Annotated in this window: 10 protein-coding genes; 3 read left to right on the forward strand and 7 right to left on the reverse strand. The window is 56.9% G+C overall.

Going from position 1 to position 17,763, the window contains the following annotated elements; translation table 11 throughout:
* Positions 1-77: 77 nt before the first annotated feature.
* The 5 genes from AB5Y71_RS08345 to AB5Y71_RS08365 form a co-directional block, all read right to left on the reverse strand.
* On the reverse strand, positions 78-3,920 hold the full coding sequence (locus tag AB5Y71_RS08345; protein ID WP_368171376.1) for a hypothetical protein: 3,843 nt from the start codon (positions 3,918-3,920) through the stop codon (positions 78-80).
* Between the two features lie 298 nt (positions 3,921-4,218).
* A complete protein-coding gene (locus AB5Y71_RS08350; protein ID WP_005337011.1) occupies positions 4,219-4,491 on the reverse strand; it encodes a hypothetical protein in 273 nt (90 codons plus the stop codon).
* Positions 4,492-4,871: 380 nt separating this feature from the next.
* Positions 4,872-6,461: a glutamine-hydrolyzing GMP synthase gene (gene guaA, locus AB5Y71_RS08355; RefSeq protein ID WP_346214185.1), complete on the reverse strand. Its 1,590-nt coding sequence runs from the start codon at positions 6,459-6,461 to the stop codon at positions 4,872-4,874.
* A gap of 84 nt (positions 6,462-6,545) precedes the next feature.
* Positions 6,546-8,009 carry an IMP dehydrogenase gene (gene guaB / locus AB5Y71_RS08360; RefSeq protein ID WP_005345006.1) on the reverse strand — a complete coding sequence of 488 codons (1,464 nt, stop codon included), beginning with the start codon at positions 8,007-8,009 and terminating at the stop codon, positions 6,546-6,548.
* A 444-nt stretch (positions 8,010-8,453) separates the two neighbouring features.
* A complete protein-coding gene (locus tag AB5Y71_RS08365) occupies positions 8,454-9,005 on the reverse strand; it encodes a cytochrome b (RefSeq protein ID WP_368171377.1) in 552 nt (183 codons plus the stop codon).
* 289 nt (positions 9,006-9,294) lie between these two features.
* On the opposite strand from AB5Y71_RS08365, the gene xseA reads away from it, so the two are divergent.
* Entirely contained in the window at positions 9,295-10,674 is a 1,380-nt protein-coding gene (gene xseA, locus AB5Y71_RS08370; RefSeq protein WP_368171378.1) for an exodeoxyribonuclease VII large subunit, read from the forward strand.
* A gap of 116 nt (positions 10,675-10,790) precedes the next feature.
* On the opposite strand, the gene AB5Y71_RS08375 is transcribed toward xseA, so the two are convergent.
* The gene (locus AB5Y71_RS08375; RefSeq protein WP_069553902.1) at positions 10,791-11,510 is read right to left on the reverse strand and encodes a GntR family transcriptional regulator; all 720 of its coding nucleotides are present in this window, start codon (positions 11,508-11,510) and stop codon (positions 10,791-10,793) included.
* 247 nt (positions 11,511-11,757) lie between these two features.
* Here AB5Y71_RS08375 and mngA point away from each other — a divergent pair, with 247 nt between their 5' ends.
* Both mngA and mngB read left to right on the forward strand, forming a co-directional pair.
* Positions 11,758-13,704 carry a PTS 2-O-a-mannosyl-D-glycerate transporter subunit IIABC gene (gene mngA, locus AB5Y71_RS08380; protein WP_368171379.1) on the forward strand — a complete coding sequence of 649 codons (1,947 nt, stop codon included), beginning with the start codon at positions 11,758-11,760 and terminating at the stop codon, positions 13,702-13,704.
* Positions 13,705-13,790: 86 nt separating this feature from the next.
* Positions 13,791-16,445 (forward strand): mannosylglycerate hydrolase, encoded by a 2,655-nt coding sequence (gene mngB, locus AB5Y71_RS08385; protein ID WP_368171380.1) that lies wholly within the window; start codon positions 13,791-13,793, stop codon positions 16,443-16,445.
* A gap of 159 nt (positions 16,446-16,604) precedes the next feature.
* Here mngB and AB5Y71_RS08390 read toward each other — a convergent pair whose 3' ends face one another.
* Complete coding sequence (locus AB5Y71_RS08390; protein WP_058057457.1) at positions 16,605-17,594, reverse strand: D-alanine--D-alanine ligase; 990 nt, start codon at positions 17,592-17,594, stop codon at positions 16,605-16,607.
* Positions 17,595-17,763 lie beyond the last annotated feature (169 nt).

Below are 17,763 nucleotides of genomic sequence, written 5' to 3' on the forward strand. Positions count from 1 at the left end.
GGCTTTTGTGCAAGGTATGAGAAACAAAAGTAGAGGTGCAATTTCATTTCACCCTACGGGCTTGAAACAGACAATTCTTATTCAAACCGCTGCTCGTGTTCCATATCCTCCCGCTGCTCTCGTTCTTTCTGGCACTCGATTAGCTGAATCAAGTTTACAGAAACTGTTTGAGCCGCAGTCGAAATATCTGCTCTTTCATGTTCAACCAACTTACGAATAGCCTTCTCTCTGGACTGCATTAATTCGGCTCGACTGCCAGACCAAGAGGAAGGAGTGACACGCTCTGCGAATATTTCTAGAACAATAGCAGGGTCAGGAGATGACTCAAGCAGCCTGAGAGCTAACTCTGACATTCTGAGCCCTTCAATCTCGTCATCTTTTTCCCACAAGTGAATGCTTGCTGCAATAGCTCCCCATACGCGGGGCTCATTTCTGGCACAACACCACGAAATCAGAAAATCCATATTAATATGGGCAATAGGTGAGAATCGTAAGTCTCTATTACAAATAAAAAACTGCCGTCGTTCTTGTTGCTCTTCAGAGCCTTCAAAGACTCGGTTTAAAAATGCTTCTGGCATCAGCGCAGCTGTTGTCTCAATGGCGCTTTCATATGAATGAACGTAGCCATAGTGCAGATCAACAACAGCAAAGATCGTGTCCAACCACTCCTGTTTTTCTGGCTCATTGCCATCGAAACGTAATGCAGCATTGATGACGCATTCCATGTTGTAATCATCGATCCCAGTGGGATCACAGTGATCCTTTGGAAGACTTAAAATCGCCGCTTTAAGACCAATCTGACGAAAATCAAGGCCAAGCTGATCTCCTGATTCTTTACCATGTAACCGCATACTTAACGCACGCAGCACCACATCACAACCTCCCGGTTTTCTCAGGAGCCGAATCGCAAGATCAATTCCTCGTTCTCTGGATAAATCCCCATATTCATCCCGCCATAGGATTGATTCATACATACTCGGGTGAATATCAGAGTCATCCATAATATTCATACAACGATCCAGATCGGCTTCTGTGAAACTCCTTCGAGGATGCAACTCAACCAAACCGTGTCGAGTTTGAGGATGTTGTGCACACTGATCAAGTAATACCTTTGCAAGAGCTGGGTCGATACGGTCAACTTCTTCGATAAAGCCCTCAAAAACTGACAAGTTTTTATATCCTGCAGGCTGTATCTCAAGATACTCCATAAGTTTCAGCCAAGCAGAATATAAATCATGCCCCCCCTTGGCCAAACCTCTCCCGAATGCTGTACGGTAAGGCATGTAGTCATTAGAAAATAGGTTAGGCCCCAGTTCATCTAAATTATGACTTGAGACTGCAAACTCCTCACCCAATTGGAATGCCTTGGTTGTAAGTCGCTTTTCGGCTGCCTGATACTTGTTATGATCGTTGTGATCAAAATCGGTATCCAGCGTCCAAGGGCCATGTACTCTGCTGAGCACATACATCATGATTGTCGGAAGCAAATCATGTGGTTCCAGAGCTTTCTCAAGTGCAACAAGGCTGTCTGGTATGGGCTCTACATTATTTACATTCATTTTCTTTGTGTGATTGAAATAGATCGTAGAGCGGACAGCTTTCCAACCATCCCCCCAAGGATGGTGTTCATGTAATTTTCGAGCTGCATCAATCAGTATTTCCCTCATCACTTGCTGGTTCCACATCCCTCGAAATGTATTAGCCATGATCTGTCGTGCAGGGACTTCAAGAGCAGGATCACCTGAAGTGCCCAATTGTACAGCTTCATCGATAAAAGCGCGGCGCCACTGCACAAGCTCATCATGATTAGGGTGAAGTCCATAGTCTCTCGGTCGAGCACCAAACGCATTACTTCCAAAGCCAGTCCAGCGATCCTCTAGGGCTGTCGAAAGCATCTTGAAACCCAATGATTTACGTCTAGGAACATCAGATGAAAAACATTCATTCATAATGGCAATGCGTTGTTCTAAAGTAGCGTGTGTTCCGGATAGATATGCTTGGAAGAAATTCGTTATCTGCCTTGTCAGCGAGTTGTTACCATCGCTCTCCTTCTCATAATCGGCCAGATGAATAAGAATCATAATACAGCGTTCGAATGCACTAGGCTCATATGCCAATAATTGCAGAAGATTAATCATGGTTGAAGTGCATATATTCTTACTCGTTGCATCTTCTTGAATGTAAAACGGGGTCAACACCGTTTCAATCCTATCTAGCAGAGCTTCAGGCGCAACTGGCGCGATATAATTAAGCATTCTTTCCGATATATCGCTTAATTCTGTTAACCGTCCTAACAACCCGTCAGGCTGAAGCCAACATTCAACAATTTCTTTGGCCACGGGATGATCGTGCAACAGCCCTAACCTGTGCGCGAAAGACATCAGTAAGCGTTGACGACCGGTGGCTTCAAAGGTCGCCCTGAGTTGATCAACTGGAATGCTATTAAGTGCCAATGCAGCCAGCCTATTGGCAACGGCATGAGGCAAAATGGCCCGCCAATGGGCCCTCTTTTGTACGATATGGCGATCTGACAACTTGCTTGTTGCTCGGAACAACTGGCTTACGGAATACCCCGAGATAGAACCCAATACCCCCAGTTCGCTTTGTCCTTCCTCAGCCGTTGAGACCGAAAATGAATAGACTAGAGACAATATTTCAGCCTGCTCCCGTAGACCATCATCCGGATTGTTTCGCTGTTCAAACAAACGGTTAAATAACTGTGCATCTGAAAGCTGGGCCAGACTTTCACCTTCCTCAACTCTCTCTGCAATAGCCAGAGAAACCCGCGCATTACCATCAGCAAACTCCGCTATTCGGCGGGCGTTATTTCGACCGATATTGGGAAAACGACGTAGAACAAGCTGTTCGGCAACCTCAGGCCCCACCGCTTCAATCTGGATGACCTCTGTGGTCTGAGGCTTGTCATCTCTAATGTCATACTCAACGGTAATAAGACTGATCGTACCTTTGGCCGCTACTTTACTGGCTAGAAGAGTGTGCAATTCAGAAGGACAATTATCGAGGATCATAATGGCCCGCCGTCCCTCAGCTATCAGTCTATCCAACATTGCCGTTGCAGAGGGCTCCGGGTTTTCACCGGTATCAACATAAACTGCGATAGTCCGATCGAGCGCATCTGCTCCGACGGATTCATCGAAAAGAGCCTGTACAATTCGGGTCTTCCCAACACCGGATAATCCCGTAATGCGAACCGCTTTATTGGTTGAGCGAATCAGCTCACGCATTGGCCCGATAGCATCCTGAATGGCTAGCTTTTGCCCTTTTCCTGATGGCAGAGTAATTGTCACCCCTGGTGCTGAAATCAAGGTATCTTCTGACCCCTGAGGTGGATTGCTCCAAGCCCCATATGGCTGCCACCCAGAATATCCCTGACCAAGTATTTTTTTGGCCCAGAGCATGACTGACGGGTGCTGCCGCAGCCATTGCACCAGTTTCGAGCGGTCATAAAAATCCAAGTGAATATTGGATCGGTTAGGAGCATCCGCTACCGCATACTGCATTGCTTGCAGGCGATCCTCTTTCATAAGGGGAGAACAATCATCACCCAAGCTGACGATGATATAGCTCCCTCCCTTTGCCGCTTGACCCGTGATAGTCGATGATAATGCACCATCAATAGTCATTTCTGAGGTTATCGCGGCCCTCGGCATTGGATGCTTTTTGGCTTGAAAAATCGTATCAGGTCTTTCAATAAAGCCAGTGCACATTTGCTCGACCGGTACTTTGACGTGCACATCGATACCGCCATCGGGAGCATTTATAGAGCCTGACCAGTGTACATAAGCAGGGCTATGACCATCGGCGGCAATTTCCGCCTCGGCAAGGCGCGCTATTAACTCTTCAAGCTGGGTATCAGAGAGCCGGAGTAAGTCGTCTTTCTCAATATCAAAAATCGCCACGATGCCCTCTGATGCTTCCGAGTTAGAAGGCCACTATGTTATTCATATATAAATCAATTATCTACTTGTACAGAAAATGGTGTGACCTATATCGGGAGGTGATTGCATTTCGAACAAAAATATCTACCCACGTCAACAATCGTATGAGTTTCATTTCTCCACTGTTTCGTTGTCCGAACAAAATTTACGTGCAAACTCCAGCAATAAGAAAGACGCCCTAAGGCGTCTTTCTTATTTTCAGGATTTGGAGCAAACCGGTTAAGAGATCTACCCCTCCCCACCTTGCCCCACCACCCAATCAAATCGGGGTAATGGAAGTGATATGGGCATCCCCGTCCAGTGATTTGAAGATCTGCACCACGGCTTCGCCATGGATCGGTTTGGCAAGCGGCACAGTGCTCTTGCACTTGAAGCGGTAGTTGGTGCCAGCCACCACTTGAGTGGAGACTTCAAAGGGTACATATTGCACCCCGACAAATCCTTTCAGCGCCTGATCAAATACCGCCTGATCCTCGGCGGTCAGCTTGTGATATGCGGTCCATCCACCCACCAACACTGCTTGTTCTGACATATCAAACTCTCCGTGCTCTATGATCCCGACTCGTTTGGCCGTTCGGGCTGCGCCCCGTTGATTCAAGTGGTTTCCGGTCTCCACCGGGGTGTCATCACTGCCGGTTGGCACGATAACGATGGGCAAATTTGCGCAGCTATCTGCAACTGGATCAGCCCTCCCCCCAGCCACAAGCCGCTGTTGACAGCGGGCTCAATTGGCATGAGAGAGCCTAGTGCGAGATCGCAAAAATGCCCCTGTCACATATGACAGGGGCAAGGTGGCGAAAAAGCTGCTCGAAAAAAGAAGATGTGTGGCGCAAACGATTGAGAAAAGAAAAGACGCCTCAAGGGCGTCTTTTTTGCATTTTTATGCTCTAAGGGCAGAAGGGCGCGAGCCGCTTATTCCCATTCGATGGTTGCGGGCGGCTTGCCGGAAACGTCGTACACCACGCGGGAGATACCGTTGATCTCGTTGATGATGCGGTTCGACACGTGACCGAGGAAGTCGTATGGCAGGTGAGCCCAGTGGGCAGTCATAAAGTCGATGGTCTCGACGGCACGAAGCGCAATGACCCAGTCATATTTGCGACCATCGCCCATGACGCCAACGGAGCGCACCGGCAGGAAGACGGCGAACGCCTGGCTGACCTGGTTGTAGAGGTCGGCTTTGCGCAGCTCTTCGATAAAGACCGCATCGGCGCGGCGCAAGATATCGCAGTACTCTTTCTTCACTTCGCCAAGGACGCGCACGCCCAGACCCGGGCCCGGGAACGGGTGACGGTAGAGCATGTCGTAGGGCAGACCCAGCTCGAGGCCAACGCGGCGCACTTCGTCTTTGAACAGTTCGCGCAGCGGTTCGACCAGACCCATCTTCATCTCTTCCGGCAGGCCGCCGACGTTGTGGTGAGACTTGATGACGTGGGCCTTGCCGGTCTTGCTGGCAGCGGATTCGATAACGTCCGGATAGATGGTGCCTTGCGCCAGCCACTTGGCGTTTTTCAGCTTTTTCGCTTCATCGTCAAACACTTCAACGAAGACGCGGCCGATGATCTTGCGCTTGGCTTCCGGCTCGTCAACACCGGCCAGGGCAGAGAGGAAGCGCTCTTCCGCTTCAACCTTGATGATGTTCAGACCAAAGTGGTCACCAAACATCTCCATCACCTGGATGCCTTCGTTCAGGCGCAGCAGACCGTTGTCAACGAAGACGCAGGTCAGGCGATCGCCGATGGCGCGGTGCACCAGCATGGCAACCACGGAGGAGTCGACACCACCGGAGAGACCGAGGATCACTTCATCGTCGCCCACCTGCTCGCGGATGCGGGCAACGGCGTCGTCGATGATGGTGGCCGGGGTCCAGAGGCATTCGCAGCCGCAGATGTCTTTGACGAAGTGCTCCAGCATGCGGGCACCCTGACGGGTGTGGGTCACTTCCGGGTGGAACTGCACGCCGTAGAAGCGCTTGGCCTCACACGCCATGGCCGCGTGGGGGCAGGTCGGGGTCTGGGCGATGGTGGTGAAGTCGGCCGGAATGGTGGTGACCTTGTCACCGTGGCTCATCCAGACATCCAGCAGGGCATTGCCGTTGTCGGCGATGGCATCTTCGATGTTGCGCAAGAGCGCGCTGCTCTTGCCAGCTTCGCCCAGCACTTCCACCTTGGCGTAACCGAATTCACGCTCGGTAGAGGATTGCACCTTGCCACCCAGCTGCTCGGCCATGGTCTGCATGCCATAGCAGATACCGAACACAGGGACACCGGCGTTGAACACATACTCGGGGGCGCGCGGGCTGCCCGCTTCGGTGACGGACTCGGGGCCGCCGGAGAGGATGATGCCGCTCGGATTGAATTCGCGGATCTGCTCTTCGGTTACGTCCCAGGCCCACAGTTCGCAGTAAACGCCGATTTCGCGCACGCGGCGGGCGATCAGCTGGGTGTACTGGGAACCGAAGTCGAGGATAAGGATACGGTGCTGGTGAATGTCTTTAGTCATTTTATTCCTGCATCAGGCTGATGTTGTCACAAAGGGCACGGGATAAAAAAAGGGTGGAAAAACGGGGCGCAGGGCCCCGTTTTATCAGCCCATCCGATAGTTGGGGGCTTCTTTGGTAATGGTCACATCGTGGACGTGGGACTCTTTCATCCCGGCGCCGGAGATGCGCACGAATTCAGCTTTGGTGCGCATGTCGTCGATGGTGGCGCTGCCGGTCAGGCCCATGGAGGAGCGCAGGCCGCCCATCTGCTGGTGGATGATCTCTTTGAGGCGACCCTTGTACGGCACGCGACCTTCGATGCCTTCCGGCACCAGCTTGTCGGCGGCGTTGTCGGTCTGGAAGTAGCGGTCGCTGGAGCCTTTGGACATGGCGCCCAGGGAACCCATACCACGGTAGGATTTGAAGGAGCGACCCTGATAGAGCTCGATCTCGCCCGGCGCTTCTTCAGTACCGGCGAACATGGAACCCACCATGACGCAGCTGGCGCCCGCGGCAATGGCCTTGGCGATGTCGCCGGAGAAGCGGATACCGCCATCGGCAATCACCGGAATACCGGTGCCTTCCAGCGCGTCAACGGCGTCGGAAATGGCAGTGATCTGGGGCACGCCCACGCCGGTCACGATACGGGTAGTACAGATGGAGCCCGGGCCGATACCGACCTTGACGGCATTGACACCGGCAGCAGCCAGCGCTTTGGCGCCTGCGGCAGTCGCCACGTTGCCACCGATGATCTGCAGATCTGGATAGGCGTCGCGAGTGGCCTTGATGCGATCCAGCACGCCCTGGGAGTGGCCGTGGGAGGAGTCGATCAGCAGTACGTCAACACCGGCTTCCACCAGCGCAGCGACGCGCTCTTCGTTGCCTGCACCGGCACCGACCGCAGCACCAACCCGCAGACGACCCTTGTCATCTTTACAGGCGTGGGGCTTGCGCTCGGCTTTCTGAAAATCTTTAACGGTGATCATGCCCTTGAGTTTGAAGTCGCCGTTCACCACCAGCACTTTTTCGATACGGTGCTTTTGCATCAGGGCAACCACCTCTTCACGAGGGGCCCCTTCACGCACGGTGACCAGACGATCTTTCTGGGTCATGATCTGTTCAACGGTCTGGGAGAGGTCAATCACGAAGCGCACGTCACGGCCGGTGATGATACCGACCAGCTGATTGCCGTCAGTCACCACAGGGTAACCGGCGAAGCCGTTCTTGTGGCTCAGCTCCTTGATTTGGGCGATGGTCATGTCAGGGCGCACGGTAACGGGGTCAGTGACCACGCCGCTCTCGTACTTCTTGACCTTGCGCACTTCGGCAGCCTGCTGCTCGATGGACATGTTCTTGTGGATAAAGCCGATACCGCCTTCCTGGGCCAGTGCGATAGCCAGACGGGCTTCGGTCACTGTGTCCATGGCAGCGGAAATCATCGGGATGTTCAAGCTGATGGCGGAGGTCAGCTTGGTACGCAGATCGGCAGTATTGGGAAGAACTTCGGAGTGGGCGGGAACCAACAGTACATCGTCGAAGGTTAACGCTTCTTTGGCAATCCTGAGCATGGCAATATCTCACCGTTGAGGAAGTGGGGGTGTAAAATATTGCCGACGAAGTTTACTCACGCATTGGTCACTGGTAAAGAAGTTTTTTGAATTTTTTATGGCATAGCCCTCTTTTAGGCGGCCAAAACGCCAAAAAACCAAGATTATCAGTACGAAAAGCGCCATTTCGGGGCAAAAGAGTTGGCTAACCGGTGATTTATGCAAAACCGGTAGGTGCCGACGCAGCTCAACCCCCATGCAACGGGATGATCGACAGAGGCTCAGGGGGCAAGCGGCCTCTGACCACCCTCCCCTTGTTTTGTGTCCTTGTATTGTCTCTTGCCCTCGCGGCGACCACTCGCACCGGTATCATTCTCCTCTCAATCTCCTTTGCTCGGTCTGGATAATAAATTTCGCCCGCTGCCAATATATATTTTCTGGCACAACAAGGGTTGCCTCTCTTTATTATTTTTGCCCCACCATCCGCAGCAAGGTATTATCTTTATCCAGCAGATGATGTTTCAACGCCCCGACAATGTGCACCAGCAAAAATGCCAGCATGATATATGGCAAATATATATGGACTGTGTGAGCAATATCCCGAACGGATTCACTAAATGGAATCACATTGGCCGGATCATGGATATCTGGATTCATCGGGATAATAGACCAGCCAAATATCGCGACACCTCGGCCAGCCGCTGCGGAATAACAGAGACCGGACACCGGAATAAGCAGCGTTGAAATCAGCAAACCCCAGTGGATCGCCCTGGCTGCCAATGCCTCGTAAACAGGATATTGACGCACAGGCTCAGGCCACCCTTTAACAAGGCGGAGAATGGCGCGGGGCAGGATCAAGATCAGTGCAATCACCCCCAGAGATTTATGCAGCGCATAGAGATCCCATATTTCAAATTTCACCATCAGATAGCCCACAAGGGTCAGGCCAATCATCAGCAAGGCAACCGACCAGTGCAGCAAACGGGTCGTCAAACTTAAGCGGGCTGAGGGATTCATAAGCTACTCCAAACAGGGGGCGAGTGAACGCTGGTCAAGATGGTGGCGCCGTGAACATCAGCAGCACCTGAGATATCAACAGCATCGAGACAAGCCGTAACTTGGCCCGATGCGGGCAAGCGCGAGGGCTTTGTCGGGAGCCATACTGCCTGCCCGGATAAACGGCAGCGTTTCCAATCTTGCTTTTCTGCTGCTGGCGCCTCCTGCTTAACGCCCTCCCCCTGTTTCGGGTTAAGATAGCGGCCATCGTTTTATCCCGGCCCCGCCGGAGCAGACCACAGGTACGCCTTTGAACCGATTTACCCCATCCAGTGCGGCGAACGGCCGCGAGCAGCAGGTCTTTACCGTCACCCGCCTCAACAGCGCCGTGCGCATGATCCTGGAGCAGGATCTGGGGCTGGTGTGGCTGACCGGCGAGCTCTCCAATCTGGCGATGCCCAGCTCCGGCCACTGGTACTTCTCCCTCAAGGACATGTCGGCGCAGGTGCGCTGCGCCATGTTCAAGGGCAACAACCGGCGGGTGGCGTTTCGCCCGCAGGATGGCATGCAGGTACTGGTGCAGGCGCGAGTCTCCCTCTATGAGCCGCGCGGCGACTACCAGCTGATCATCGAGTCGATGCAGCCCGCTGGCGACGGCGTGTTGGCCCTGCGTTTTGAAGAGCTCAAGCGCCGCCTCGGCGCCGAGGGGCTGTTTGACGAAAGCCGCAAGCGGCCGCTGCCCCGTGAACCGCGGGCGGTGGGCCTTATCACCTCCGCCACCGGCGCGGCTTTGCACGATATGCTGACGGTGCTCAAACGGCGCGCGCCGGATCTACCGGTCTTTATCTACCCGACTCAGGTACAGGGGAGCGCCGCCATCAGCCAGATCGTCGCGGCGATCGTCAAAGCGAACCAGCGCGCCGAGGTGGATGTGCTGATCGTCGGCCGTGGCGGCGGGTCGCTTGAAGATCTCTGGTGCTTTAACGAAGAGGCGGTGGCGCGCGCCATTGCCCACTCCGCCATACCTGTGGTGAGCGCAGTGGGCCACGAGGTGGATGTCACCATCAGCGACTTTGCCGCCGACTTGCGCGCCCCTACCCCGTCGGCCGCCGCCGAGCTGGTGGCGCCAGACAATCAGGTCCGCATCCAGCGCCTCGCCCACCTCAAGCAGCGACTGCTGCAGGCGATGAGTCGCCAGCAGACCGCCGCCCGCCACGATTTCATCCTGCTGCAAAAGCGGCTCGACCATCAGGATCCGAAGCGGCGGCTGGAGCAACAATCCCAGCGCCTCGACGAGCTTTCCACCCGTTTGCAACAGCTATTGCGCCAGCGGCTGCATCAGGGAGAGCGGCGCCTCACCAACCTTGAGCTGCGCCTGCAGGGCAAGAGCCCGGAGCGCTTGCTGGCAGCTGGCAAGCGCCGCCACCAGCTGGCCGAGGAGCGGCTCTATGCCCTGATTGCCAAACGCCAGGATCTGGCGAGCCACCGCCTCGCCATGCTCACCGCCCGCCTCGACGGGGTGAGCCCGCTCGCCACTCTGGGTCGCGGCTACTCCATCACCCGCACTGCGCGTGGCGAGGTCATTAGCCGCGCCGATCAGGTCAACAGTGGCGATCAGCTCATCACCACCCTGGCGCAAGGGAGCCTGCAGGTACGGGTCGAGGGAGTTATCAACGACTCAGCGCAGTAGAACGGCTGCATCAAACCACCAGCCAATCTGCCATTCAGCCCGGCAATCTGCCAAAAACAAAGGCCACCACCGCATACAGGGTGGCGGCCTTTTTTATCTCGGGTGCTGGCGACCGCTCACCCCTTGGCGCGGCGGGCGACCAGAGTGAACTTGTAATCATCGCTCTTGAAGAAGTTGCGACTGAACTCGAACACTGTGCCATCTTGCAAGAAGCCGCGGGAGACCTTCTCGATAATGGGTTTGGCGGGATCGATACCGAGCGCCTCCACCACCTGCGCCGAGGGGAGCACCGGAATGATCTCCTGCTCGCTGCGGTCGATCACCAGCTGCTTGACCTCTTCGATGTAGTGGTACTTCGAGCCCTGCATCACCGCATAGCTGAGATCGGGGAAGAGAGCGAGCGGCATCCAGGTCTCCTCCAGCGTTACCGCGATCTGGCGAATAAAGCGCACCCGCTTGACGTAGTAGACCAGCGCCCCTTCCAGCAGATTGAGCCGCTCGGCCAGCTCGCGGCTCGCCTTGATCACCTCGAAGGCAAGAATGTCGCTGTGAGTCTCGGCCGCCGGATCGGTCACCTTCTCGTAGAGGCTGGTGAGCTGATAGATGTCATAGTTCACCTTCTCCTGCCGCACATAGCTGCCGCTGCCCTGAATGCTCTCGATGACGTTGAGTTCGGTCAGCTGCTTGAGGGCCTGACGCACCGTCACCCGGCTCACCCCGAACTGCTCGCGCAGCTCGGCTTCGGTGGGCAGGGCATCGCCGGGAGCCAGCTCCCCTTGCGCAATCCACTGCTGGATGGTGTCGGCTATCTGGCGATACATGGGTTTTTTCGACACGAAAGGCCACCTCGTCGGCTCTGCGCCATGATAAATGGAAGAGGCGCCATTCTACCCCAGTTGCCCGGCAGACAAAACGGCTCAGCCTCATTTGACCTAACAAATCACCCCAAACAAACAATACAAAAACAATACAAATAATGAATTGTATGATACCACTCACAAAAATCAGTCGACCGGTTTGTTAGCATCGCTGTCACTTTCACCATGACGGCTTGCTGGCAAGCCAACCTGACAGAGGATCATCATGAATCTGACCAGTCTTACCGGCCCCCATCTCATCACGTTGCAAACCCGGTTTGCCGATCGGGATGCGGCCATTCATGCCCTGGCTGATCGGCTCGATCAGGCCGGCAAGCTGCACGACAAGGCTGCCTTTCTGGCTGCGGTCATGGCCCGCGAGGCGCAGGGCCCCACCGCCCTTGGCGAAGGGCTGGCAGTGCCCCACGGCAAGTGCGATGCGGTGCGCGAAGCGGCCTTTGCCGTCGCTACCCTGAGCGAGGAGCTGGGCTGGGAGGGGATCGACGGCCCCGAGCCGGTCAACCTGATCTTCATGCTGGCGATCCCGACCGATCAGGCAGGCTCCACCCATATGCAGCTGCTCACCACCCTCACCACCGCCCTGGTGGATGACGATACCCGCGAGGCGGTGCTGGCAGCCAAAAGTGCCGAGCAACTGATGGCGCTGCTAGATGGTGAAGGGGATAGCGGCAAGCAACCAGCAAAAGAAGACAACTTAGATACAAATAAACCCCCTGTGGTCTGTGTCACCGCCTGTCCGGCGGGGATCGCCCACACCTATATGGCCGCCGAGTATCTGGAAAAAGCGGGGCGCAAGCTGGGCATTCGGGTACTGGTCGAAAAGCAGGGTGCCAACGGCATCGAGGATCGCCTGCCGCAAGAGGCGCTCGATGCTGCAGTAGCATGCATCTTCGCCGCCGAGGTGGCCATCAAGGAGCAGGAGCGTTTTGCCGGTATCCCCCGGATCGAGACACCGGTGGCCGAGCCCATCCGCCATGCCGAGCGGATCCTGAATGAGGCGCTGGAAGCGGCCAAGGCCGGTCGCACCGCCCCGACGCCCAACCCCAACCAGAGCGACGCGCCAACCGGCAAGAAGGTGGGCCTCAAGACCGAGCTCAAGCAGGCGCTGCTGAGCGGTATCTCCTTTGCCGTGCCGCTGATCGTGGCGGGCGGTACCGTGCTCGCCGTCTCTGTGCTGCTGGCCCAGATGTTCGGCCTGCAGCATCTGTTTGATACCGAGAACTCCTGGCTCTGGATGTATCGCAAGCTGGGCGGTGGCATGCTGGGCACCCTGATGGTGCCGGTGCTGGCGGCCTATACCGCCTATTCGCTGGCAGACAAACCGGCGCTGGGCCCGGGCTTTGCGGCGGGACTGGCCGCCAACATGATTGGCTCCGGTTTTCTCGGCGGCGTGGTCGGCGGTCTTATCGCCGGTTACCTGATGCGCTGGGTCAAACAGCATGTGCGCCTTAGCCCCAACTTCAACGGCTTTCTCACCTTTTACCTCTATCCGGTGATCGGCACTCTGGTGGCGGGCAGCCTGATGCTGTTTGTCATCGGCCAGCCGGTAGCCTGGCTCAACAACAGCCTCACCGAGTGGCTCAACGGCCTCTCCGGCACCAATGCGCTGGTACTGGGCGCCCTGCTCGGCTTTATGTGCTCGTTTGACTTGGGTGGCCCGGTCAACAAGGCGGCCTACGCCTTCTGCCTCGGCGCCATGGCCAACGGGGTCTACGGCCCCTACGCCATCTTCGGCGCGGTCAAGATGGTCTCGGCCTTTACCGTCACCGCCTCCACCCTGCTGGCGCCGCGCCTGTTCCAGACCTTCGAGATCGAGACCGGCAAGTCGACCTGGCTACTGGGGCTGGCGGGGATCACCGAGGGCGCCATTCCGATGGCCATCGAAGATCCGATCCGGGTGATCGGCTCCTTCCTCGCAGGCTCGGTGGTCACCGGCGCCATGGTGGGAGCCATGGGGATTGGTCTCTCCACCCCGGGGGCCGGCATCTTCTCCCTGTTCCTGCTCCACGATGGCGGCCACGGTGCCCTGATGGCTGCCGCCGTCTGGCTCGGTGCGGCGCTGGTGGGCACCCTTATCTCCACTGTGGTGCTGATCGGCTGGCGCCGTCACGCCATGCAGCGCGGCACCTATCAGGTGGTCGCCGCAGAGTAAGGCTCATCCTCACAAACGGTTTTTCAACAGACTATTTTTCCGCACGGCAGGCAAGGGCCGCCGTGCGTCAGCAAAGGATCATTGTCATGACAGTTTCACGAGTTCACATCACGCCGCACATGCACTGGGATCGGGAGTGGTACTTCACCACCGAGGAGTCCCGCATTCTGCTGGTCAACAACATGGCGGAGATCCTGGCGCGTCTTGAATCCGACCCCGACTATAAGTTCTATGTGCTGGACGGCCAGACCGCGGTGCTGGAGGATTACTTTGCCATCCAGCCCGAGAACAAGGCCCGGGTGAAGGCGCTGGTGGAAGCGGGCAAGCTGATCATCGGCCCCTGGTACACCCAGACCGACACCATGCAGGTGAGCGGCGAGTCCATCCTGCGCAACCTGCTCTACGGGATGCGCGACTGCCTCAGCCTTGGCGAGCCGATGAAGATCGGTTACCTGCCCGACTCGTTCGGCATGTCCTCCCAGCTGCCCCACATCTTCAACGGCTTCGGGATCGATCGAGCCATGTTCTGGCGCGGTTGCTCCGAGCGCCACGGCACCGACAAGACCGAGTTCCTCTGGCAGAGCAACGATGGCAGCGAGGTGACCGCCCAGGTGCTTCCGCTTGGCTACGCCATCGGCAAGTACCTGCCGGAAGATGAGGCTGGCCTGAGCAAGCGGCTCGAATCCTACTTCGAGGTGCTGGAGAAGGCCTCGGTCACTCAGGATATCCTGCTGCCCAACGGCCACGATCAGATGCCGCTGCAACAGAACATCTTCGCCATCATCGACAAGCTGCGCGAGATCTACCCCCAGCGTGAATTCCACATGAGCCGCTTCGAGCAGGTCTTCGAGCGCATCGAGGCGTGCCGCGACCAACTGGCCACCCTCAAGGGGGAGTTCAACGACGGCAAATACATGCGGGTACACCGCACCATCTCCTCCACCCGGATGGACATCAAGCTGGCCCACGCCGCCATCGAGAACAAGATCGTCAACATCCTAGAACCGCTGGCGAGCATCGCCTGGGCGCTCGGCTTCGAGTACCACCACGGGCTGTTGGAGAAGATGTGGAAGGAGATCATGAAGAACCACGCCCATGACAGCATCGGCTGCTGCTGTAGCGACAAGGTGCATCAGGAGGTGATGACCCGCTTCATTCTGGCCGACGACATGGCCGAGAACCTGATCCGCTTCTCCATGCGCAAGATTGTCGACAACATGCCGGTGGCGCTCTGTGAAGACAGCATGCAGGTGGCCGACAAACTCTGCCTGTTCAACCTGATGCCTTTCCCCCGTCAGGAGGTGATCAACACCAGCATCCGCATTCGCGCCCAATCCTTTGCCCTGCGCGATGAAGCGGGCCAGCCGGTCCCCTACTTCATCCGTGCCAGACGCGAGATTGACCCGGGTCTGGTGGACAGACAGATCGTGCACTACGGCAACTACGACCCCTTTATGGAGTACGACATCCAGCTCTGCCATCCGCTGCCGGCCATGGGCTACTGCACTCTCCATATCGAGGGCAATCAGCCGGGAGTGGAGCAACCGGTGACGGCCAGCGGCGAGCTGCTAGAGAACGATTTTTACCGCATCGTCCTCAATGACAACGGCACCTTGCAGATCCTGGACAAGCTGCGCGGCACCACGTTCGATCAGGTGCTCACGCTGGAAGAGGGTTCTGATGATGGCGACGAGTATGACTACTCGCCATCTCGGGATGAGTGGCTGCGCTACTCCACCGAGTTTGCGGTGACTCGCGAGGTTACCCATCAGGCGTGGCAAAGCATTGCGACCCTCAAACTGCGCATGGCTCTGCCTGCCAACCTCGCCGAGCGGGCCAACCGCCAGTGCAGCGGCCACCTTGATGTCACCTGCCGCATCACCCTGGCGCACCAGAGCCCACGCATCGACATCGAGTTGGAGCTCGACAATCAGGCCGATGATCACCGGGTGCGGGTGCTGATCCCCACCCCCTTCCCGAGCGACACTGTGGTCTCTGACAACCAGTTTGGCTGCATCACCCGCCCCACCCGCGACAGCGCCATGGCGAACTGGGAAGCGGAGGGGTGGAAAGAGGCACCCGTTCCGGTCTGGCAGCTGATGAACTTCGTCGCCCTGCAAGATGGCAAGCAGGGGCTGGCGGTGCTGAGCGACGGTCTGCGCGAGTTTGAAGTGATCGGTGAGCAGTGCGACACCCTGGCGCTCACCCTGCTGCGCGGGGTCGGCGTACTCGGTAAAGAGGAGCTGCTGCTACGCCCGGGTCGCCCCTCCGGCATCAAGCTGCCCACCCCGGACTCCCAGGTGCGTGGCAAACTCAGCTGCCGTTTCAGCCTGCTGGCGTTTGCTGGCGATCACATCAGCGCCAACGTGATGCAGGCGGCGCGCAGCTACCTCACCCCGGTGCGCTGCTACAACAAGATCCCGTTCGATGCCATGAAGCTCAACAAGGCAAGCTTCACCACCCCGCTCCACTTCAGCCTGCTCACCATGGACCCCTCCGGTCCGGTGCTGAGCGCCCTGAAAAAGGCAGAGGATGAAGAGGCGCTGGTGATCCGGGTCTACAACCCGAGCGAGCAGGTGGTACTGGAGGGTGGCAAAGTGAGCTGCGAACACGCCCTGAACGACTGGCAAGCGGTGCGGATGGACGAGCAGCCCCTGCCCCTTGAACTGGCCGCTGGCGAATTTGGCGAGCTGGCGCCGTGCCACTCCCGCAGCGTACGCTTTCGGGTGGCTCGCGGCTAACGCACTGGTAGCAACAGGCGGGGAAGGGTCATCCCCTCCCCGCCTGTTTATCCCTTCAAGCTGGCCTGCCCCGCTTGATAAAGGCATAAAAAAATCCCCGCCGATTGGCGGGGATTTTTTTATTGGGTCCTGCTTCATCCCGCGAGCGGGAGAGCGCACTTAGCTGGCCTTGCGCAGGATCTGCTCAAGGTAGTCGGCGAAGCGGTGACCGTGATGCTCCAGCAGTTTCGGGAACATGGAGATGGAGGTCATGCCCGGGAAGGTGTTGATTTCATTCAGCAAGATCTCCCCCTCCTCGGTCAGGAAGAAGTCGATGCGCGAGAGATGGGTCAGTTTCAGCTGACGGAACGCCTTGAGGGCATACTCGTGGATCGCATCGGCCTGCGCCTGGGTCAGCCCCTCGGCACGCAGTGCCGTCTCGGTATGGCTGGCGCTACTGTACTTCTCTTCATAGGTGTAGAACTTGTCCTGCGGCACGCAGATCTCGCCCGGATAAGTCGCCACCAGCTCGTCACCATACTGGTAAACCGCCACTTCCAGCTCGCGCGGCTTGACCGCCTTCTCAATCAGTACCTGCTCGGAGTAACCGAAAGCATCGGCAATGCCCTTCACCAGGTCAGCTTCGTTGCTGGCGGAGTAGCAGCCAACGGAAGAGCCCTGGGAGGCGGCCTTGATAAAGACCTTGCCCCACTTGGCCAGCGCGGCTTTGGCCTCGGCCAGCGCCGCCTCATTTTGCTCGGTCAGGAACAGGTACGGGGTGTTGGGAATGCCGATGGCGGAGAGCCACAACTTGGTGCTGATCTTGTTGAAGCAGATCTTGCTCGCCTCGGCATCGCAACCGAGATAAGGCAATCCGGCCAGTTCGAGGAAGGATTGCAGATCGCCGGTCTCACCCGGGTAGCCGTGGATGCAGGGCACCACGTAATCCACCGGACGGGCCACGCTGTCAAACGAAAGCAGCTTGTCGAGCCCCAGCTTGCACTCGCGGCCATCGGCACTGAGCCAGCGATCGGCGAACATCTCGACGCGGGTCACTTCGACACCGGGCAGAAGGCCCAGTTGTTGCTCGAGGAAATTGGCGCTGCGCAGAGAAACCTCGTGCTCGGAGCCACCGCCGCCGCACAGCAGCAAGACATGCATGTTCTTCATTAGATGTGATCCCTTGGGAAAAGCGGCCTCGTCATGACCATTTGATAAGCCAACCACCATAAAAACCGGACGAAGCCAGATACGAACATAAGTGCGCGCCAGTGTAGCAAGGGAGATCAACCCTTGTCAGCTGATGGGAGACCCATGACCCCACTTCTTGCAGTGAAAA

Source organism: Aeromonas sp. R9-2 (assembly GCF_040908025.1).
GTDB classification, from domain to species: domain Bacteria; phylum Pseudomonadota; class Gammaproteobacteria; order Enterobacterales; family Aeromonadaceae; genus Aeromonas; species Aeromonas veronii.

Coding starts and splice junctions, on each gene's coding strand:
- mngA (WP_368171379.1), top strand. CDS start 11,758: ATGAATCTGACCAGTCTTACCGGCCCCCATCTCATCACGTTGCAAACC.
- guaA (WP_346214185.1), bottom strand. CDS start 6,461: ATGACTAAAGACATTCACCAGCACCGTATCCTTATCCTCGACTTCGGT.
- AB5Y71_RS08390 (WP_058057457.1), bottom strand. CDS start 17,594: ATGAAGAACATGCATGTCTTGCTGCTGTGCGGCGGCGGTGGCTCCGAG.
- AB5Y71_RS08365 (WP_368171377.1), bottom strand. CDS start 9,005: ATGAATCCCTCAGCCCGCTTAAGTTTGACGACCCGTTTGCTGCACTGG.
- mngB (WP_368171380.1), top strand. CDS start 13,791: ATGACAGTTTCACGAGTTCACATCACGCCGCACATGCACTGGGATCGG.
- guaB (WP_005345006.1), bottom strand. CDS start 8,009: ATGCTCAGGATTGCCAAAGAAGCGTTAACCTTCGACGATGTACTGTTG.
- AB5Y71_RS08350 (WP_005337011.1), bottom strand. CDS start 4,491: ATGTCAGAACAAGCAGTGTTGGTGGGTGGATGGACCGCATATCACAAG.